The sequence below is a fragment of the Woronichinia naegeliana WA131 genome (assembly GCA_025370055.1).
Taxonomy (GTDB): Bacteria; Cyanobacteriota; Cyanobacteriia; order Cyanobacteriales; family Microcystaceae; genus Woronichinia; species Woronichinia naegeliana.
In genome coordinates, this window is sequence record CP073041.1 from 7,819,359 (window position 1) to 7,839,129 (window position 19,771).

The 19,771-nt window shown below is 40.8% G+C and carries 16 protein-coding genes and 1 pseudogene; 7 read left to right on the forward strand and 10 right to left on the reverse strand.

Annotated features, from left to right (window positions below):
• A complete protein-coding gene (locus tag KA717_39850) occupies positions 1-4,239 on the forward strand; it encodes an amino acid adenylation domain-containing protein (protein UXE61414.1) in 4,239 nt (1,412 codons plus the stop codon).
• 144 nt (positions 4,240-4,383) lie between these two features.
• Positions 4,384-6,396, forward strand: a complete 2,013-nt coding sequence (locus KA717_39855) for an ATP-binding cassette domain-containing protein (GenBank protein ID UXE61415.1) — start codon at positions 4,384-4,386, stop codon at positions 6,394-6,396.
• Positions 6,397-6,547: 151 nt separating this feature from the next.
• Here KA717_39855 and KA717_39860 read toward each other — a convergent pair whose 3' ends face one another.
• The 4 genes from KA717_39860 to KA717_39875 all read right to left on the reverse strand — a co-directional run bounded on the left by KA717_39860 (position 6,548) and on the right by KA717_39875 (position 7,902).
• The gene (locus KA717_39860; GenBank protein ID UXE61416.1) at positions 6,548-6,904 is read right to left on the reverse strand and encodes a DUF5615 family PIN-like protein; all 357 of its coding nucleotides are present in this window, start codon (positions 6,902-6,904) and stop codon (positions 6,548-6,550) included.
• Positions 6,904-7,149: a DUF433 domain-containing protein gene (locus KA717_39865; GenBank protein UXE61417.1), complete on the reverse strand. Its 246-nt coding sequence runs from the start codon at positions 7,147-7,149 to the stop codon at positions 6,904-6,906. Before KA717_39865 ends, KA717_39860 begins: the two co-directional genes overlap by 1 nt.
• 54 nt (positions 7,150-7,203) lie before the next feature.
• Positions 7,204-7,425: a DUF4926 domain-containing protein gene (locus tag KA717_39870; GenBank protein UXE61418.1), complete on the reverse strand. Its 222-nt coding sequence runs from the start codon at positions 7,423-7,425 to the stop codon at positions 7,204-7,206.
• A gap of 246 nt (positions 7,426-7,671) precedes the next feature.
• Positions 7,672-7,902: a hypothetical protein gene (locus KA717_39875; protein UXE61419.1), complete on the reverse strand. Its 231-nt coding sequence runs from the start codon at positions 7,900-7,902 to the stop codon at positions 7,672-7,674.
• A 176-nt stretch (positions 7,903-8,078) separates the two neighbouring features.
• Between KA717_39875 and KA717_39880 the strand changes: the two are divergent.
• A pseudogene (locus KA717_39880) lies at positions 8,079-9,360 on the forward strand (ISKra4 family transposase).
• A 147-nt stretch (positions 9,361-9,507) separates the two neighbouring features.
• Here KA717_39880 and KA717_39885 read toward each other — a convergent pair.
• Positions 9,508-13,308: a tetratricopeptide repeat protein gene (locus KA717_39885; GenBank protein UXE61420.1), complete on the reverse strand. Its 3,801-nt coding sequence runs from the start codon at positions 13,306-13,308 to the stop codon at positions 9,508-9,510.
• 63 nt (positions 13,309-13,371) lie between these two features.
• Between KA717_39885 and KA717_39890 the strand changes: the two genes are divergently transcribed.
• Entirely contained in the window at positions 13,372-13,572 is a 201-nt protein-coding gene (locus KA717_39890) for a hypothetical protein (protein ID UXE61421.1), read from the forward strand.
• Complete coding sequence (locus KA717_39895) at positions 13,569-13,805, forward strand: hypothetical protein (GenBank protein UXE61422.1); 237 nt, start codon at positions 13,569-13,571, stop codon at positions 13,803-13,805. Before KA717_39890 ends, KA717_39895 begins: the two co-directional genes overlap by 4 nt.
• Positions 13,806-14,222: 417 nt before the next feature.
• On the opposite strand, the gene larC is transcribed toward KA717_39895, so the two are convergent.
• Entirely contained in the window at positions 14,223-15,467 is a 1,245-nt protein-coding gene (gene larC / locus KA717_39900) for a nickel pincer cofactor biosynthesis protein LarC (GenBank protein ID UXE61423.1), read from the reverse strand.
• Positions 15,468-15,470: 3 nt separating this feature from the next.
• Here larC and KA717_39905 point away from each other — a divergent pair, with 3 nt between their 5' ends.
• Both KA717_39905 and rfbC read left to right on the forward strand, forming a co-directional pair.
• Positions 15,471-16,112, forward strand: coding sequence for a threonylcarbamoyl-AMP synthase (locus tag KA717_39905; GenBank protein UXE61424.1), 642 nt, complete (start codon positions 15,471-15,473; stop codon positions 16,110-16,112).
• Between the two features lie 13 nt (positions 16,113-16,125).
• Positions 16,126-16,671: a dTDP-4-dehydrorhamnose 3,5-epimerase gene (gene rfbC, locus KA717_39910; protein UXE61425.1), complete on the forward strand. Its 546-nt coding sequence runs from the start codon at positions 16,126-16,128 to the stop codon at positions 16,669-16,671.
• Between the two features lie 10 nt (positions 16,672-16,681).
• Here the strand turns inward: rfbC and KA717_39915 are convergent, their stop codons facing one another.
• The 4 genes from KA717_39915 to KA717_39930 form a co-directional block, all read right to left on the reverse strand.
• Entirely contained in the window at positions 16,682-17,470 is a 789-nt protein-coding gene (locus tag KA717_39915; GenBank protein ID UXE61426.1) for an ABC-2 family transporter protein, read from the reverse strand.
• A 175-nt stretch (positions 17,471-17,645) separates the two neighbouring features.
• Positions 17,646-18,188 carry a DUF6444 domain-containing protein gene (locus tag KA717_39920; protein ID UXE61427.1) on the reverse strand — a complete coding sequence of 181 codons (543 nt, stop codon included), beginning with the start codon at positions 18,186-18,188 and terminating at the stop codon, positions 17,646-17,648.
• Positions 18,189-18,312: 124 nt separating this feature from the next.
• Positions 18,313-18,837, reverse strand: a complete 525-nt coding sequence (locus tag KA717_39925; GenBank protein UXE61428.1) for a nitrile hydratase accessory protein — start codon at positions 18,835-18,837, stop codon at positions 18,313-18,315.
• Positions 18,838-18,913: 76 nt separating this feature from the next.
• Positions 18,914-19,735: a nitrile hydratase subunit beta gene (locus tag KA717_39930; protein ID UXE61429.1), complete on the reverse strand. Its 822-nt coding sequence runs from the start codon at positions 19,733-19,735 to the stop codon at positions 18,914-18,916.
• Positions 19,736-19,771 lie beyond the last annotated feature (36 nt).

The following is a 19,771-nucleotide window of genomic DNA, read 5'->3' on the forward strand; positions in this document are numbered from 1 at the left end:
ATGACGAAAACGATTGTTGAATTTGTCTGTCATCTGAGCAGTTTAGGTATTACTTTAGAAGAGAATGAAAACCGCCTACGCTGTCAGGCTCCTGAAGGTATTTTAACTGCTACCCTCCGTCAAGAAATTGGCGATCGCAAGCCTGAATTACTACAATTTTTACAACAGGCTAAACAGTCCAAAACAGCCTATCAGTTACCGATTCAACCTGTCGCTAGGGACGGCCATTTACCCCTCTCTTTTGCTCAACAGCGTCTATGGTTTTTACACCATCTTTCCCCTGATAGTCGTTCCTACAATACCCTGGAAATATTGCAAATCCAGGAGCATCTCAATCTAACGGTGTTAGAGCAGAGTTTGGGAGAATTAATTAACCGCCATGAAATTTTTAGGACAACATTTCCCACTGTTTCAGGAGAACCTATTCAGGCGATTAGTCCTCCTGGTTCTTTTCGTTTAATAATTGAGAATTATCAAGATTTATCCCCCAATGAACAATCGGCCAAAATTCAACAAGTAGCAGAATGGGAAGCAGGACAAACTTTTGATTTAGCGGTAGGGCCACTCATACAGTTTAAGTTATTACAATTGAGTCTCCAGAAGTCGGTACTGTTGTTGAAAATGCACCATATTATCTATGACGGCTGGTCTTTTGGTATTTTAATTCGAGAGTTATCGGCTCTATACGAAGCCTTCCTAAAAAACTTAGCAAATCCTCTGGCCGCGTTGTCTATTCAGTATGCAGATTTTGCGGTTTGGCAACGTCAATATCTCTCAGGTGAGGTCTTAGATAAACAACTTAATTATTGGCAAGAACAGTTAGCAACAGTCCCTCATATTCTCACTTTGCCAACGGATCGGTCTCGTCCTGCGATGCAAAGCTTTCGGGGGGGAGTTGAACATTTTCAACTGGATCAAAATACCACTCAAGGTCTCAAACAGTTAGGTCAAGAACGTGGGGCGACTCTCTTTATGACTTTGTTAGCTGCTTTTGGAGTCTTGCTATCTCGTTACAGTCATCAATCCGATCTACTGATCGGTTCACCGATTGCTAATCGTAATCAAGCGGCGATCGAACCCTTAATTGGTTTTTTTGCTAATACTTTAGCCCTAAGAATTAATTTATCTGAAAACCCTAATTTTTTAGAGTTATTAGAGCAAGTTAAACAAACTACTTTAGCAGGTTATGTTCACCAAGACCTCCCCTTTGAGATGTTGGTAGAAAAGTTGCAACCAGACCGTGATTTAAGCAGAAATCCCCTGGTACAGATAATGTTTGCTCTCCAAAATACACCCCAAGATACCTGGAATCTGTCTGGCTTAAGTATTGAAAGCTTACCATTATTAGTAGAAGAAATCGTCAAATTTGATCTAGAAGTAAACTGCTGGGAAACTTCAGAAGGCTTGGCAATGGACTGGGCTTATAGTAGAGATTTATTTGATACTTCGACGATTGTAAGAATGGGAGAACATTTTCAAAACCTACTTCAAGCGATCATACTTAATCCAAAAACCAGAGTTGAAGAATTTTCTTTCTTAACGGACAAAGAACTTCATCAATTATTAGCATCTTGGCATAATACTAAGATTGATTATCCTCAAGCTCAGTGCATTCATCAATTATTTGAAGCGCAAGTTGAACGGACTCCCGATGCTGTGGCGGTCGTATTTGAAAACCAACAGTTAACATACACTGAGTTAAATTGTCGAGCCAATCATTTAGCCCATTATTTACAAGCTTTAGGAGTTGGGCCAGAAGTTTTAGTTGGTATTTCGGTAGAACGTTCTTTAGAAATGATCGTCGGCTTATTAGCCATTCTCAAGGCGGGAGGAGCTTATCTTCCTCTTGATCCAGACTATCCCACTGAACGTCTTCAGTTTATGTTAGAAGACAGTCAAGTTCGTTTTTTGATTACGCAACCTTCTTTATTAGAAAAATTGCCTTCCTCTCAGGCTACTCTTATTTGTTTAGATGACATTCAATCTCAGGTTTCTCAATATTCTCAAGATAATCTTCAAAACGGATTACATGTCTCTAATTTAGCTAATGTTATTTACACCTCTGGTTCTACAGGTAAGCCTAAAGGAGTAATGGTTGAACATCGCGGCTTGGTTAATTTAGCGATCGCTCAAATTCAATCTTTTGCAGTCCAGAATAACAGTCGTGTCCTACAATTTGCTTCCTTTAGTTTTGATGCTTGTATTTCAGAAATTTTGATGACCTTTGGCTCTGGAGCGACGCTTTATCTTGCTCCAAAAGATGCTTTGTTACCAGGTCAACCTTTAGTTGAACGGTTAGAAAAGGATGAAATTACCCATGTTACTTTACCGCCTTCGGCCTTAGCGGTTTTACCGAAGGAACCGTTACCAAACTTACAAACGTTAATTGTGGCGGGTGAGGCTTGTTCTCTGGATTTGATTAAACAATGGTCAGTTGGTAGAAACTTTTTTAATGCCTATGGGCCAACGGAAGCGAGTGTTTGTGCCTCGATTGGACAATGTTATCAAGATGATTTAAAGGTGACTATTGGTAAGCCTATCAGTAATGTCCAGATTTATATTTTAGATTCCCATTTACAGCCCGTTCCTATCGGAGTACCAGGAGAGTTATACATTGGCGGAATAGGAGTTGCGAGGGGTTATTTAAACAGACCTGAGTTAACTGCTGAAAGGTTTATTCCCAATCTGTTTGATCCCCCCCTAACCCCCCTTGATAATGGGGGAGATAAATTTGGAGAAAACTTTGATAAGGCTGAAAAACTATCATCAAAACTCTATAAAACGGGAGATTTAGCTCGTTTTCTCAATGATGGCAATATTGAATATTTAGGACGCATTGATAATCAAGTAAAATTTCGGGGTTTTCGCATTGAATTAGGGGAAATTGAAGCCGTTCTTAGTCAATGTTCTGAGGTTCAATCCACTGCGGTGATTGTGCGGGAAGATACTCCAGGTGACAAACGCTTAGTTGCCTATGTAGTTCTTGCTCCCAATTCCCAGGCAACTATTGGTGAACTCCGTCAATTCTTGGCTAATCAATTACCTGCCTATCTCGTTCCTAATACCTTTGTTATTTTAGATAGTTTACCGTTAACTCCTAATGGAAAATGCGATCGCCGTTCCTTGCCTGCGCCGAATGATCAAGCCAGAAAAAATATTCAAAAAATTGCCCCCCGTAACTTAGTGGAATTGCAATTAACTCAAATCTGGTCAGAGGTTTTAGGCATTAATGATCTTAGTGTTGAGGAAAACTTTTTTGAATTGGGAGGTCATTCTTTATTAGCGGTTCGTCTAATCAGTTGCATTGAACAAAAGTTAAGCAAAAAGTTACCTTTAACCAGTCTTTTTCAAAATGGAACGATCGCCAGTCTAGCCCAATTACTAACTCAGGAAACGACTCAGCTAACCTATTCACCCTTGATCCCTATTCAATCTCAAGGAAATAAAGCACCATTTTTTGCCGTTCATCCCATTGGCGGTAATGTGCTTTGTTATGCAAACTTAGCTCATTATTTAGGAACGGAACGGCCTTTCTATGGATTGCAAGCATTAGGACTACAGGAAACCGAAAAACCTCTAAGCTCGATTGAAGAAATGGCGACGGTTTATGTTAAAGAAATACAAACTATTCAAGCCTCTGGCCCCTATTATCTAGGAGGATGGTCAATGGGAGGCGTGATAGCCTTTGAAATGGCACAACAATTATCGTCACAAGGTCAAACAGTGGCTTTATTAAGCTTAATAGATAGCTATTCTCCTATTTTGCTTAATTCAGTTAATACTGAAGAAAATTACTCTGAGTCACGGCTAGAAGAGATTAATGAAAATCTAAATATTGTCTATTCTTTTGTCAGGGATTTAACGGGAATGTTTAATCAGCCAATTCCTTTCTCTGAAGATGAACTCTCTCACCTTACACCCGACGAATTACTAGCTCATTTTCTAACTTGGAGTAAACAGACGAATTTTTTACCGCCAGAACTCGGAGAGGATCAAATTAAAAATTGGTCTGTAGTTTTTCAGACCAACCGACAAGCTCTGTTCAACTATTCCCCTAAAACTTACCCAGGCAAAACCATTTTCTTCGGTGCAGAGGAAAGTTCTCTTAAAAATCCTGGTTGGCATGAGGTAATTAATGACTTAGAATCTCAATGGATTAGTGGAGATCACTACAGTTTGATTAAAAATCCAATCCTTGCTGAAAAATTGAATAGCTACTTACAGCAAGTTGCGCTGTGATAACCGACAAATCTCCGTAGGGACATAATATATTATGTCCTTACCCCGTAAGGTATTTAACCCCAAATTGCTGTAACTTAAAATTTTCTGAAAATACCTGATTATCCTTTAAAATAATCCATAGAATCCTGTAACAGAACAAACATGACAACTCAAGCAGCTTCTAGTCCTAATGCACTTGCTTCTTTTAACCAGTTTTTAAGAGATGTAAAGGCGATCGCCCAACCCTATTGGTATCCGACTGTCTCGAATAAAAGAAGTTTTTCTGAGGTTATTCGTTCCTGGGGAATGCTATCACTGCTCATCTTTTTAATTGTGGGATTGGTTGGTGTAACAGCTTTTAATAGTTTTGTGAATCGTCGTTTAATTGATGTCATTATTCAAGAGAAAGATGCGTCTCAGTTTGCTAGTACATTAATTGTGTATGCGATCGGCTTGATTTGTGTAACACTGTTGGCAGGATTTACAAAAGACATTCGTAAGAAAATTGCCCTAGACTGGTATCAATGGCTAAACACTCAGATTTTAGAGAAATATTTTAGTAATCGTGCCTATTATAAAATCAATTTTCAATCTGACATTGATAACCCCGATCAACGTCTAGCCCAGGAAATTGAACCGATCGCCACTAACGCCATTAGTCTCTCCGCTACTTTCCTAGAAAAAAGCCTGGAAATGCTAACTTTTTTAGCGGTGGTTTGGTCAATTTCCCGACAGATTGCCATTCCTTTACTTTTTTATACTATTATTGGTAATTTTATTGCTGCCTATCTAAATCAAGAATTAAGTAAGATCAATCAGGCGCAACTGGAATCAAAAGCGGATTATAATTATGCCTTAACTCACGTTCGGACTCATGCAGAATCTATCGCTTTTTTTCGAGGAGAAAAAGAAGAACTAAATATTATTCAGAGACGCTTTAAAGAAGTCGTAAATGATACGAAAAACAAAATTAATTGGGAAAAGGGCAACGAAATTTTTAGTCGGGGTTATCGTTCCGTCATTCAATTTTTTCCCTTCTTAGTGCTCGGGCCTTTATATATCAAAGGTGAAATTGATTATGGGCAAGTCGAGCAAGCTTCGTTAGCTAGTTTTATGTTTGCATCAGCCCTCGGAGAACTGATCACAGAATTTGGGACTTCGGGACGATTTTCGAGTTATGTAGAACGTTTAAATGAATTCTCAAATGCTCTAGAAACTGTCACTAAACAAGCCGATAATGCCAACACAATTAAAACGATAGAAGAAGATCATTTTGCCTTTGAACACGTTACCTTAGAAACCCCTAACTATGAACAGGTCATTGTTGAGGATTTATCTCTTACGGTTCAAAAGGGTGAAGGCTTACTAATTATTGGTCCCAGTGGTCGGGGCAAAAGTTCTTTATTAAGGGCGATCGCTGGTTTATGGAATGCTGGTACTGGACGTTTAGTGCGGCCTCCCTTGGAAGAAATTCTCTTTTTACCCCAACGTCCCTACATTATTTTGGGAACCTTACGTGAACAATTGCTGTATCCTCTAACCAATCGTGAGATGACCAATACCGAACTTCAAGAAGTATTACAACAGGTCAATTTACAAAATGTGCTCAATCGGGTGGATGATTTTGACTCTGAAAAACCCTGGGAAAATATTCTTTCGCTAGGTGAACAACAACGCCTAGCCTTTGCCCGACTATTAGTTAATCCTCCCAGTTTTACCATTTTAGATGAGGCGACCAGTGCTTTAGATCTAACCAACGAGGGTATTTTATATGAGCAATTAAAAACTCGCAATACAACTTTTATTAGTGTGGGCCACCGAGAAAGTTTATTCAATTACCATCAATGGGTTTTAGAACTCTCTGCCGATTCTAGTTGGCAACTCTTAAGCGTTCAGGACTATCGCCTTAAAAAAGCGCAAGAGATGTTTACTAATGCTCCTAATAGCAATTCGATCAAGTCCGATATTACTATCAATAATAAGTCGGAAGATCAAGAAATAGTCCATCCTCTTGAAGGACTTTCTCATCAGGAAATGAAACTGTTAACAGACTTATCGCTCTCTAGCATTCGTAGCAAAGCTAGTCGAGGAAATCCGATTACAGCCAAAGATGGTTTTAATTACCGTTATGACAAAAATCCTCAGATATTAAAGTGGCTCAGAACCTCACCTTAAGAGATTCTAACGAAGGGGCGATCGCTTGACAAGGTTGATTTTAGGTTCTGGAAAGGTTTTTTGTGTCATATTTTTGGACGGCTAAACACCTGAATTTATTATACTCTGCTAAATTGCATCAAAACACCTCGTAATTGCATAGGAATTTTCGCTACTGCAATGTTCGCTGTCGTAATTTATTTCTGTCTAAGACGGTGAACATTCCTATCAAAGTCAAATCTTGCTCGTTAAGTAAACGTTTGAGATGCTGATAGGGTTCTTCGGGAGTAAGCGGTTGATAACGGAAGTAAATAACTCCCATAGGTTTTGGTAATAATCGCCGAAAAATTAATTCTCCATAATCTCGATCAAAGGTCAGAATAATTCTATTTTCTCGAACGGCTCTGGCAAGGACTTCAATATCTGGTATTCCAGGAGAGTCTTCCATAATAGAAGTAATATCTAAACCAATATGACGCAATTTTCTAACACTTAATAAAGGAAAATTCTCATTTGCTAAAAACTGCATTAACTGGCCTCACGAGAGATGGGTAGTGGATATAAAGTCAGATCTCGTATGGATTCGCTGGCAAATGCAAAAATAGCTTTTAGGGAATCAGGAGTGAGGGTAGGATAGTTTTCTAAAATTTGTTGTTCTGTCCAACCGACGGCGAATAATCCTAAGATAAATTCTACGGAAAGTCGGGTTCCTTTAATGACGGGTTTACCGACTAATATGTTTGGATCAGAGTGAATATAAGTTTCCCAATTCATTATTGATGGCTCCTTATTTAGGGGACTTAGGGACGATAGTTTGGTTTTTTAAGTTCAGGAAAAGGCTAATTCTTTTTGCTCAATCGGATGGTGATATAAAACCATTAACTGATTTTGATTTAAGGTCTCTAGGGCATAGGCGCGTCCATTGAGGTCACTAAATTCGACTTCAAAAACATCGGGTTCATAAACTTCGACAATGGTTCCAACTTGACCGCGATAAAGTTGGCAATGGGGAATATTTTCTAAGAGGGCAACAACATCTAATAGTTTCATAATTATATTTTCCCTTTTTGGGGAACGATATAATACCAAATCCGTTCTGTGAAACATCATTAATATTTTGTAGGGGTTTGGTTTCCAAATCCATAGAGTGTAAGACTTGGAGACCAAGCCTCTACCTTAAATTAAAACGGAAAGTCGGGTTCCTTTAATGATAGGTTTGCCGACTAATATATTTGGATCGGAGTGAATATAACTTTCCCAATTCATTTTAACCGTCTTTAAATTGCAGTAATCCCATTAATAAATTGCGGTTATAAATTTTACTTTGCCATCTTTAAGATCGATGCGCTTTAGTAGCTCTGCGGATGAGCTTGCATCGGCGAGGAGACGATCGCCTTGTAATGCGACCCAGCGACCTTGATATTGTTTGCGATTTGCTTTGATCCAGTTTTGGCTTAGTGCTGTGTTGGGATCGGGCGATCGCTTGACAAGGTTGATTTTAGTTTCTGGAACGGTTTTTTGTGTCATGGTTTTGGACGGCTAAACACCTGATTTTATTATACTCTGCTAAATTGCATCAAAAAGCCTCGTAATTGCATTAGGTATTTTCGCTACTGTTCAGAGTGGATAGGGTGCGACTTTTAGTTGATGAAGGAAAAGAAAAGTGTTAACATGAGATGAAAAGTGACAAAGAGGAAACAATGATGACAGCAAAACTAATTAATGTAGAGGGTTCAAAGATAAAAATAGAACTAACATTAGAACTAAGTCGTTCAATGTTGGATACAGAAATAAATATTCAAAAAGGCTTAAACGAAGTAGGTTGCATCGCCAGCAAAGAAGCCTTGAAATATTTAGATACAGATGGTTCACCCTTAAAAATCGGTGAAGAAATCTGGAAGAGTAAGGGAGAGCAACCGAAAGAATATCAAACACCTTATGGTGAGGTTATAGTGAATCGTCATGTATATCAGCGTTCACCTTTGAGGAAAAACGTATTGCCCCTTAGAAAGAGAAGCAAGGATAATCATAACATCAACGCCATTATTGGCAAAACAGGTATCCTCAAAAATGTCAGGGATGGCAGGCAAAGAGGTGAAAAATGATTTATTAGAAAATCATGGTAGAAAAGTAGCGCTATCCTATATCCAAAGATTGAGTGAAGCAGTAGGAAGTGTGGTACAGGCAAAAGAAGAAGCGTGGAGTTATGCCCCGCCCAAGGAGGATAGCCAAATTGCAACAGTGGGAATAGGATTAGATGGAACCTGTATGCTGATGTGTGAGGATGGCTACCGTGAAGCAATGGTGGGAACCGTTTCCCTATACGATAGTGAGGGAGAACGTCAACATACAATCTATCTAGGTGCGGCACCAGAGTATGGAAAAAAGAGTTTTCTAGAAAGATTAGAAAGAGAAATTGAGCGAGCGAAAAAACGTTATCCAGAGGCAACATTGGTCGGGATAGCAGACGGGGCAGAATCAAATTGGAAGTTTTTAGAAAAGCAAACGGAAGAACAGATATTAGATTTCTATCATGCCTCTGGTTACTTAGGTGCCTTGGCAGAAGCGTTGCATCCGAATACAGTGTCAAAACAAAAAGAATGGTTGACTGAAAATTGTCGAGAACTCAAGCATGAAAAAGGAAAAGCAGGAGAACTGCTAAATCTGATGAAAGAAGTCAAAGAAGAAAAAAGTCATTCTAAGAATCTTACCGAGAAACTACAAGCGGCGATTACTTATTACGAGAATCATCAGCATCAAATGGATTATGCTGAATACTTAGAGAAAAAGTATCCGATTGGTTCAGGTGTTACGGAAGCAGCTTGTAAGACGTTGGTCAAACAACGATTATGTTGTTCAGGGATGCGATGGAAGGAAAAAGGAGCAGGAATTATTTTGAGCCTACGAGCTTTGGTATTGACCAAGGAACGATGGAGTCAATTTTGGGCAAAACTTGATCAATATGGGTTCCCTGTAGAACCCTGATTACAACAGCTTTTATCAACTAAAGGTCGCACCCAGTGGATATAAGTTTCCCAATTCATTTTAATTCTCCTTAAAAAGTTATGATCCTCCCAATCCTCCTCATCACCCCCATCCTCCCCATCCTCCCCATCCTCCCCAATCTCCCCCTCACCCCGTCCCCAAAGCCTCCAAAACTTCGTCAACGGTTATGCCGAAAAGTTGGGCTAGAGCTTCTAAAATGCTGGGGTCTTGGGTAGTTTGATAAAGGCGAATTAAGGCTGGAATAGAAAAGGTTTCTAGGTTATATTGATCGTTAAATTCAGCCAAAATAGATAAGGCTTGCAGGAAGTTTGTTTTTGCTTCTGGAAACTCCTCTAATTCTTCAGCAACCCTGCCCAACTGGTGATAGGTCATTGCTTGGTTATAGCGATCGCCGAATTCAACAAAGATAGCGATCGCCTGTTGATAGTTTTTTCTCGCTTCTGCATACTCTCTCAATTCCTGGGCAACCCTGCCCAACTGGTGATAGGTCATTGCTTGGTTATAGCGATCGCCGAATTCAACAAAGATAGCGAGAGCCTGTTGATAGTTTTTTCTTGCTTCTTCATACTCTCTCAATTCCAACGCTACAGTTCCCAACTGGCCATAGGTTCCTGCTTGGTTATAGCGATCGCCGAATTCAACTTTGATAGCGAGAGCCTGTTGATAGTTTTTTCTCGCTTCTTCATACTCTCTCAATTCCTGAGCAATAGCACCCAAATTGTGATAGGTTCTTGCTTGGGAATGGCGATCGCCGAATTCAACAAAGATAGCGAGAGCCTGTTGATAGTTTTTTCTTGCTTCTTCATACTCTCTCAATTCCAACGCTACAGTTCCCAACTGGCCATAGGTTCCTGCTTGGTTATAGCGATCGCCGAATTCAACTTTGATAGCGAGAGCCTGTTGATAGTTTTTTCTCGCTTCTTCATACTCTCTCAAGAAATATTCAACATTGCCCAACTGGTGATAGGTTCCTGCTTGCTCATAGCGAAACGCTTCGCTACTGGGTAAACCCAGACCGCCGAATTCAACTTTGATAGCGAGAGCCTGTTGATAGTTTTTTCTCGCTTCTTCATACTCTCTCAAATGCTCAGCAACCATGCCCAACTGGTGATAGGTACTAGCACTCCATATTTTCTTATCTCGTTCTTCTGTTTTGCTTAGAACTTGATAGGATTCTAAAGTTATCTCAAAATAGTGCTTGGCCTGTTCATATTGCGTTAGGTCTTGATAACTTGTAGCGAGACGATGTAAAGCAAAGCCAATTTGATAACCTAATTCTCCTTGTTTAAATTCTTGAGAATAGTTTTCAAGACTATTACATACTGATTGAGCAGAAACATTTTTACTTTGAACATCATTAATCAACTCAAAATATTTATACAAACAAAAGAAAACATCAATACTTTCTTGATTGGCCAAACAAATTTGCAACGCCTGATAAAGATTTTCATACTCCAACCGACAAAAGAAAATTCCTAACTGTCGTTCCTGTGGCTCCTTCGATTCCATTAACTGATTATAGATATCTGCTAAACCTTGATAATAATTCTTAAAACCCGCTTGCAGAGCCTCACGAGTTGCTTTATCTAATGCGTTGAGTTTTGTCTTCAAAAAATAGGGAAAAACAGGTTGAATCGTTAATAATTCCTGTTCTTCGTCCATTGGTTCCAGTAAACCCCAATGAATCGCTTCTTGAATGGCCTCATCAAACAACGAAAAATCGTAAGCCTGAAACGGCTCTAATTTCCGTAATTCTTCAGCATAACCCGCAATTCCAAACCGAACAATAAACCCACTAAAAGGAGCCAAACACAACAACAACCGTTGCGCCTCCTGGGACAAATTACTGTGGGAATACTCCACACATTTCAAAATACTCCTGGTGCGATCCTCACTGCCCGTATCCAAATCCACATCCGCCGCTTGCAATGCCGTCAACACCTCCCCAGGCGACTGACGCGACAAATTCGGCAACACCACCTCCATCGCCAAGGGATAACCCGCTAACACCTTTAACAAACGCCCAAAATCAGCATCTTTCAACAAATCCTCCGCCCGACTCCTCGCATGACGCGCCAAAATCTCTTTCGCCAAATCCGTCCGCGCCTCTGGATCTAAACCCCGCAAACCATAAACATTACCCCGAATCACCAGACCTAGCCAACCCTCATCACTGCGCGACCCCAACAAAACCCGCGACTTACCGCCCACCAAGCGCGACAGAAAATCCCGTAACTTTTCCTGCTCCGTAGCATTTAACGTATTGGGAATCGCCAGAGGTTCCCCCGTCACCGACTCCAAATTATCCAAAATCAAAACACCATTGGCAGAACGCAACCAGGTCACCAACTTTTGCATCTGGGCCAAACCATTCATCGCCTGAAAACGACCCATCTCAAAACGGTCATAAACCTGTGATCCAATCGCAAACAAAATTTGATCCAACGTCCAAGCCCGCTCATCATAGCCAAAATAGAAAATATGATCCGCAAAATGGGTTTTCTGCCACCATTCCCGCAAAAAATTCAGCAACGTCGTTTTACCCGTACCGCCCATCCCCTGCAATAACAAGACATTGTGACGATATAACCCCTTCTCAATGCGAAGAATATCCAAATCCCGTCCCACAAAACTATATTCAGGCGGATTAAATCGAAATTCCCTTGCTAACGACTCAAAATAATCTTCTTCTTCTTTTTGATCCTTAAAGTCTCGCAAATTAAAATTCACTGGCTGATTGCTATAAACTACTGGCAAAAGCCAATCTTCTAACTTAATAGACTGATTAAAATAGGCCCGCCGTTCCTTGACATTAAACAATTCCAATCGTCCTAAGCGAATCGCTTTTTCTATGGTTTCACCACCAAACAACGCCTGATAGAGATCACGGATCAACATCGCCGCCGCCGTCACCGTGACGCTGTAGCCCATCGCCACCACCATCTGCATCCCCGCCGCCATCAAACGACTCCCCAAACTCGTTTCCCGATAATCCTCTGCTTGCTCTGCCTGACTGCCCAACTGCTTACCCGACTGACAAGCATTGAGAATACAAACAGGAATGCGCTTACCCGTCAACAAATTGGCCAATTCCGTCGCTTCCACTAAATCCGCCTGATCTTCTTCCTCCCCTTCCATCGCTAAAAACGCTTTAACCCCTGCATAGGGAGAAATGGCCTTGCGTCCGTAGCGTTGCTTAAAAACCAGCCGATTTTCTGCCCCTGACTCTGACCGATTAAACTGCTCATAGCTCAACAAAGCCCCATGCGCGTCAAAATGAATGAGGTGATAATAACCCGCTCCTTTTGCCTCTAAATGTTTCGATAACGCTTCAAAGGTCGCAGGCCGCAACAAATCCACCTTGACCCGTAAGTTTCCCTGTTCCAAAGCCTCTAACAAAGGACGAGAAATGGTGCGATAGGCCACATCATTACGGGAAGGCCGCGCCGTTACCAACAATAAATTAATCGTCGGAGAAACTGCCACTTCTGCCGCGATCGCTGTCGGTTGAGAACTTTTGCGAATCATCACCGCTTCCACTGCCAAGGGTTTCGGCAAATCTGGATCGCGTAAGGCTTCCCAATGAAGGGCCTGAAAGGCTGGATTAAGGCTTTCGATCTCAATGCGTAACGTCCCTAAATTTCCCCGTAATTTCTCATATTCTGTATAAGCTTTGCGATTACCAAAAACCTGCTCAAATAAGGCTTCACCGTAATTTTTAATACTTTCAGAAACCTGATTGGCCTTGACCGTATCCAACATCGGAAACCGTAACCACTCCTCAAAGTACCATTCCCAACGTTGTTCATCCACCGCCGCTAGAGGATCATGAATGGCGATCGGAAAATTTACCCGATGGTCAAAACTCAGAGTCGCAGTAAACCCCGCTTCAGTGGGCTGTTCTTCGCGGATAGTGATGATCGGCATGGTTTTGTGTTATCAATATTGAAATCGCCAACATTTCAGTTATTCTAACGTTTTGTCGGATTAGTGAGAATGGGTAAAAATAAAGAAAGTCGCAAAAAACTGGCAGGACAGCATCAAGCTTTAGAAGAACATCTAGAGAAACTGGCAAAAGAAAAATTGAAGCCAATTGAAAGCCAGGATCAAGGTTTAATTGCCCATTGGGAAAAAACGGTGGCAAATTGTCGCCAAAATATTGCAAAGTTAGAAAGGAGATTAAGTCAATGACTACAATCTACAAAAAACCCTTTGACCGATTAGAAATCTTTCTGGATGAATATCAACCCCAGTTAGAAAAAGCTCTCGATGCTATCAAAATTATTAAAAATACCGATCCTGATTCAGAAGAATTTTCCCAGGCGATCGCCGATCTTCATGTTTGCTCTACAATTTTGGAACCCTATTCAGAAGGAATGGTAGAAGCCTTGGATCAATTTACCGAAGATAGACCCGATCAGTAAACCAAAGTCAGCAATTTTTATTGTAGGGACATAACACTGTTATGTCCTGAGCGTGACACGGATAATTCCTGACCATTACACAGAATCAGGTTTAATATATTCACAAAAAATATTGATGCCAACTTTGAGAATATACAACACAATCACAGTCGCGATCGCGGGATCAGTCGGCAGGCCAGCAGAACTTACAACCGCCACAATTAAACCCGTTAAAAGCGGCGCACTGGTGGGGTTTTTACTGTATTCCTTGACCTGATTTTAAAAACCTTCATCCCCACACAATTCTTGCCGAAGCACTGTTAGATTGCCAAATAGACCTACTGCCAAAAGCCTGTTTGCCATACTTTTCTGTCCAAAGTTGTTCAAAACTGATTTCAAAATTGCCCTGATTGCTATCCAAAGTTTAAAATAGCATTGCTAATTTTGATTATACCAAACCGCGATCGCCGCCTGATGGATCGTTTGCCAGGGCTGATGATGTTGACGGGCTAATTGAGCACAATCTTCAAATTCGGGTTGAATATTGAGAAGATTGCCAACCTGATCGTAGGCGACTTTGAGGGAAACGACACCGTAGGGAGTCTGAATAGAGTGAAATTGTCGGTTTAGAATCGAGCGCGTTTGTTGAGAGAGACGAATGCCTAATGTTGTAGTTTCTCGAAAAATTAGATTTTGGCAGGGAATTACTTTGTCGGGATGGCAAATGACCGTTAATAAAACGCCAGGACGAGATTTTTTCATCGCGATCGCTGTTGTAAAAACATCCAAGGCCCCCAATTCAAATAATCTGCTAAACAAATAACCGATCGCCTGGGGATTGAGATCATCACATTGAGTTTCCAACACCGCAATCGTTTCCTGTTTGCCTAAGGATGCTTCTAGATTCTCTGGAAAAATTGTCTCCGATTCCCCTAACCAAAGTCGTAAAATATTAGCCGTTGAAAAATCTTTGCTACCGGCTCCCAATCCCATGGTTTTTAACTGCATAGGAGGAACTGGGCCAAAAGATTCGGCCAACGTCACTAAAATGGCTGCTCCGGTTGGTGTGACTAGCTCTTGCTCAATACCATTGCTATAGATTGGAACGGGCCGGGTTTCCCACAGTTTTAAAACGGCTGGAACCGGAACCGGTAAACGACCATGAGCCGCCCAAACCGTTCCCCCTCCGGTGGGTAAAGCCGAGCTATAAATTTTGTCGAGGTTTAAATAATCCAAACCCAAACAAGTTCCCACAATATCAACGATCGCATCTACGGCTCCCACTTCATGAAAATGTACTTTTTCTGGCGCAATACCATGCACTTTGCCCTCAGCGATCGCCAACTGTTCAAAAATCTGCAAACTCCACTGCTTGGCCCGTTGGGGAATATGAGCCGCTTGAATTAAATGGATAATGTCAGGTAAGTGACGATGTTCGGCATGGTGGTGATGGTGGTGGTGTTCAGATTTCTCAGGCTCCTGCCGCAAATCAACATGAACCTGGGTTGCCGCTTGCCCTTGACGTTGTACTGTTTCAGACCAAAGATGATATTCATCCCCCAGTCCTAATTTCTGCAATTGTTCTTTCAGATAGGATAATGGTACACCGGCATGAACTAAGGCACCGAGGCACATATCCCCAGAAATGCCAGTGGGGCAATCAAAATAAGCTATGCTAGTCATATTATGGTGACTTTTTATTCTCTCCATCATCAAACCCCCCAATCCCGTAGTGTCAGCAGCATTTGTGAGGCCCTACAGCGCGGGGCTGTCATGCTTTATCCCACTGATACGGTCTATGCCATTGGCTGTGACTTGAATAACAAGACCGCGATCGCCAAGGTACGACAATTGAAGCAGTTATCTAATGATAAACCCTTGACCTTCCTTTGTTCTTCCCTCTCCAATATTTCTGAATACGCGATCGTCCAGGATCAAGCCTATCGTCTTATGCGACGGTTAATTCCCGGCCCCTATACTTTTTTACTGCCAGCTACCAAATTGGTTCCCAAGCTGGTGATGAGTCCTAAACGGAAAACCACCGGCATCCGTGTACCAGATAATCCCATTTGTCAGGCCATTTTAGAGAATTTGGGTAATCCGATCATTTCAACCTCAGCCCATCTGCCGGAACAAGACGAACTAAGTAAATTAGAGAAAGCGGAGTTATTTGATATTTTTGAGAAGTTAGTTGATATTATTATTGATGATGATCAGGATACGGGCTATCAGGTTTCCAGCATTTTAGATCTAACCAACGATGAACCACAACTGGTTCGTAAAGGATTAGGTGCAGAAGAACTTGATAATCTTTTGGTTTTTAGTTAATGCTCAATCAATCATGAATATTATTTCTACAAAAATTCCTGATGTTTTTATTATTGAACCTCGTATTTTTGGCGATGAGCGTGGTCTCTTTTTTGAGAGTTACAGTGAAAGAGTTTTTGCTGAAAAAACAGGTATCTCTCCCCACTTTGTTCAAGACAATCATTCGTTGTCCTTAAAAAATGTTTTGCGTGGCTTACATTATCAGATCCAAAAGCCTCAAGGGAAGCTGGTTCGGGTTATTGCTGGAGAAGTGCTAGATATTGCAGTGGATATTCGCCGCAGTTCTCCCACCTTTGGCCAATGGGAAAGTTGCCTATTAAGTGGGGAAAATAAACGACAGTTTTGGGTTCCCGAAGGTTTTGCTCATGGTTTTGTCGTTTTATCCGATCAGGCTGAATTTCTCTATAAAACCACTAATTACTATGCACCCCAATATGATCGCACTATTCGTTGGAACGATCCTGATTTAGGGATTGATTGGCAATTACGAGAAGAGCCTATTTTATCGGCAAAGGATCAAGCCGGTTGTTTTTTTAAGGAAGCTGAAGTATTTGACTAAAAATCATCTTTCAGGCTCCCATCCCAGAATATTGTTTTAAGCCTTTATGCCATAGCCAACGATTAATCACAAACACAATCAAGAGCCATCCTCCTACCACCAATAGACTCTTACCAAGATTAATGGGTAAACCGACGAGCACTGCGGCGGGGAAGTAAACACCATAGGGAAAAGGCGTTAATAGTACCCATTCTTTAACCGCAGGTGGAAAGGTTTCTAGGGGAGCAATCATACCTGACAAAAAAATATAAAACAAAAACCAAAGATCTTGAATCGCACTGGCCCGTTCTGTCCAAAAAGCAAACATGGCAAAGGTATATTGAATCAGGAAATATAAACTAAAGGACAGCATAATTCCCAAAATCCCTAAGAACATTTGTCCGAGGCTGGGAATCCAAAAAGCTTGGGGATAGAGATTGAAGAAAAGGACGGTTAAAATAATAATTAAGGGGAAGCGGGTTACTTTTTCCGCTAGGTGACGGCCCACATAATGCCAAACTGGATCAAGGGGTTGTAGGAGTTTAAAAGATAAAATACCTTGAAGTACTTCTTTTTCAAATTCCCAAATCACCCAAATATTAGTAAATTGTCTGACGATAAAAACAGCAAAAAAATAGCGAGCAAACTCAGTACTACTTAAATTAAAGTTACCGCTATTGGCTGCCTGTATCCATACTCCCATTAAAATAATCGGTAAAGAGCCGGATAATATCCAGAAAAGAATTTCTGCCCGATATTCGAGCATTTGGGCATAGTAAACAACCAGAAGCGTGCTAACTTTAGAGAAAAACCATTGCATGGGATAAATAGGGAATTTGATTGCCAGTCAATTTGTCGTTAGTGTTAGCTAAGTAGTGAAGACATAGTCTGTCAACCCTAATAGCTCGTTATAATCCTTTTTCAGAATCTGAGTTGAAGAACAGTTTGGACAAGAGAGACGTTTTGATTTAAATTCTTGTGTCATAAAGCTAGAATTATAAATCATAGACCAAAATATAACTTGCTGTAAATTTTTCGTTGATTATGTCTGATGTTATCACGGAAGTCTTATCATCCCTTTTGACAGGAAAAGCTATCAACGAATTATTTACAGGTAGATTTTTTTTGATGATAGTCTCCTTTTGCTTTTCCACTGACGCACCACATTTTGGGCATTTTTCCATCCTTAAATCTACTATTTCATCTACCCGACCAAACCCGTTTCTGGTTTTACCCACATGGTCGTACTTTGGACCTCTTTTTTTTCCTTTTTGACCGAAGGTTTTGGCGACTTTCTTTTTGTAACCGTCACTGCTTGGGGGCTGAGAGCTATTTTCACTCGTTCTTTGGTTAAGCTTTTTCAGCTTTTCTTTCAACTTTTCTATCTCTTTCTTTAACTCTACCAATTCTTTTCTCAGCTTTTCGTTCTCTTCTTTTTCTTTCTGATAATCTTCATACCAATCTTTTGCCACTTCTTTTTGCCATGGCATTTTCACTTCTTCTTGGTTTAAGTCTGGAATTGGGTCTAGTTTTTTCATAGTCTCCCTATTCTAACCTGTCTTTTTAACCGCCTTTCCTTTCTTCATTATTCTTTACTTTTTTTATTTGCTTCTCATTCTCAATAATTTCCCTCTTTATTGCAGTGACTAATTACAAATCGTTTTAATCCAATTTCCCTTTTTTAAGTTTAAAAACAGCTATGGGAGTGAGCATATTTTCAGGTAAGGATTCTGACTCGTGGTGATGATGATGGTGTCCGTGAGTATGATCGTGGTGATGGGAATGATTGTGATCATCTTCCCTTTCTCGATAGGCATTTTCGATCGCTAAAGGAACACCGTGAGGCGTATTTAAAACTGCTTGATGCCAGAGTTCTAATTGTTTTTGATAGGTTTCCCAATCCGTTAACCCCCGTTCCATACATAATCTTTCTAGGGCATTTAACCAGTGACTATAGTAAGTATCGCCGCGATCGCGATCGCCCTTTGCCTGGGCATTTTTAATTTCCTGACTAAAAATTTCTACCCATTCAGAGCAACTTAAAAAGCCTTGTTTAATCAGTAAATTCCCGATCGCAAAGGCTTCGGCTTCCCAGGAATCTTTAAAAATGGGTTGGCCATCATCTTTAAGTAAAGGGGGAATCGGTTCTTGGGTTAAATCTTCCAGAATGGGATCGAAAGTAGTCATAATTTTAAAAAAGAACTTGATTGGTTAATTCTGTAGGGGCGTAAGGCTTACGCCCAATCACTTATATTATTAACAATTAAGCTAATTTAATATAGGGTTCAAACACATCCGCATAGACAACCGTACGTTTATCTACAAAGTCTTCACCCCAAATATCTTTCCCTTCAAACCGCACACTATAAAGAGGTGTATAAAACTTTTGTAAACCACGACAAGCAATATCAGGATAGGGGCCGTAATATACCCCTTGAAATTCAATTTGCCCTTTATCATTACGTTTTTCTTCTGCTAAACCGTAGTAAGCAACCACCGTTCCCACCTTGCCACGAAAGTAGGGATATTCCCGCGTATGGCCTGTGGATAATTGATTAATACATTGCACGAGATCGCCGACTTTAAATTTAGTTTTAGCTCCAATTGCACTAATGGAACCGACCTTAGCGGGATCATATTGTTCAGATTGATATAACCCTTTTGCATCGGGACGACCAGCACCAGGCACAGCTTCTTTAAAGGCTTGATCACGAATGGTTTTGGCACGTTTTTGAGCAGCAGCAGTGGTAATTTTTCGAGCTTCCATTTCGGTTAAAGAAACCCCTAATTTATCTCCATATACGGTGATTAAAAGACATAACGTTTCCAGCCACAAAGCATCGTAAGTGCTATTCATATAGTCACGGGGATTCATGGTTTCTCGACCCCAACGAGCCGCATCCAAGCCCCAAAAAGGAACAGGTTGCCCTGGTTTTAATCCTTTTTCAAAAATGGTACTGAGGGTAGCAAAGATTGCGCCAAGTTGACCTTCCCATTCTTCTAGCCAGGCTTGATCATCGGGTTGATCTTTAAAGGGAATTTTGCCGTAGCCCGTCCAGCCTGCGTTGTAATGTGGCCCTTCCATAATTGTTACTCCTGCATTAAAGATTAAAAGTTCGAC

Coding starts and splice junctions, on each gene's coding strand:
- KA717_39875 (UXE61419.1), bottom strand. CDS start 7,902: ATGACACAAAAAACCGTTCCAGAAACTAAAATCAACCTTGTCAAGCGA.
- KA717_39870 (UXE61418.1), bottom strand. CDS start 7,425: ATGAAACTATTAGATGTTGTTGCCCTCTTAGAAAATATTCCCCATTGC.
- KA717_39860 (UXE61416.1), bottom strand. CDS start 6,904: ATGCAGTTTTTAGCAAATGAGAATTTTCCTTTATTAAGTGTTAGAAAA.
- KA717_39930 (UXE61429.1), bottom strand. CDS start 19,735: ATGGAAGGGCCACATTACAACGCAGGCTGGACGGGCTACGGCAAAATT.
- KA717_39895 (UXE61422.1), top strand. CDS start 13,569: ATGACTACAATCTACAAAAAACCCTTTGACCGATTAGAAATCTTTCTG.
- larC (UXE61423.1), bottom strand. CDS start 15,467: ATGACTAGCATAGCTTATTTTGATTGCCCCACTGGCATTTCTGGGGAT.
- KA717_39920 (UXE61427.1), bottom strand. CDS start 18,188: ATGAAAAAACTAGACCCAATTCCAGACTTAAACCAAGAAGAAGTGAAA.
- KA717_39855 (UXE61415.1), top strand. CDS start 4,384: ATGACAACTCAAGCAGCTTCTAGTCCTAATGCACTTGCTTCTTTTAAC.
- KA717_39915 (UXE61426.1), bottom strand. CDS start 17,470: ATGCAATGGTTTTTCTCTAAAGTTAGCACGCTTCTGGTTGTTTACTAT.
- KA717_39850 (UXE61414.1), top strand. CDS start 1: ATGACGAAAACGATTGTTGAATTTGTCTGTCATCTGAGCAGTTTAGGT.
- rfbC (UXE61425.1), top strand. CDS start 16,126: ATGAATATTATTTCTACAAAAATTCCTGATGTTTTTATTATTGAACCT.
- KA717_39925 (UXE61428.1), bottom strand. CDS start 18,837: ATGACTACTTTCGATCCCATTCTGGAAGATTTAACCCAAGAACCGATT.
- KA717_39865 (UXE61417.1), bottom strand. CDS start 7,149: ATGAATTGGGAAACTTATATTCACTCTGATCCAAACATATTAGTCGGT.
- KA717_39905 (UXE61424.1), top strand. CDS start 15,471: ATGGTGACTTTTTATTCTCTCCATCATCAAACCCCCCAATCCCGTAGT.
- KA717_39885 (UXE61420.1), bottom strand. CDS start 13,308: ATGCCGATCATCACTATCCGCGAAGAACAGCCCACTGAAGCGGGGTTT.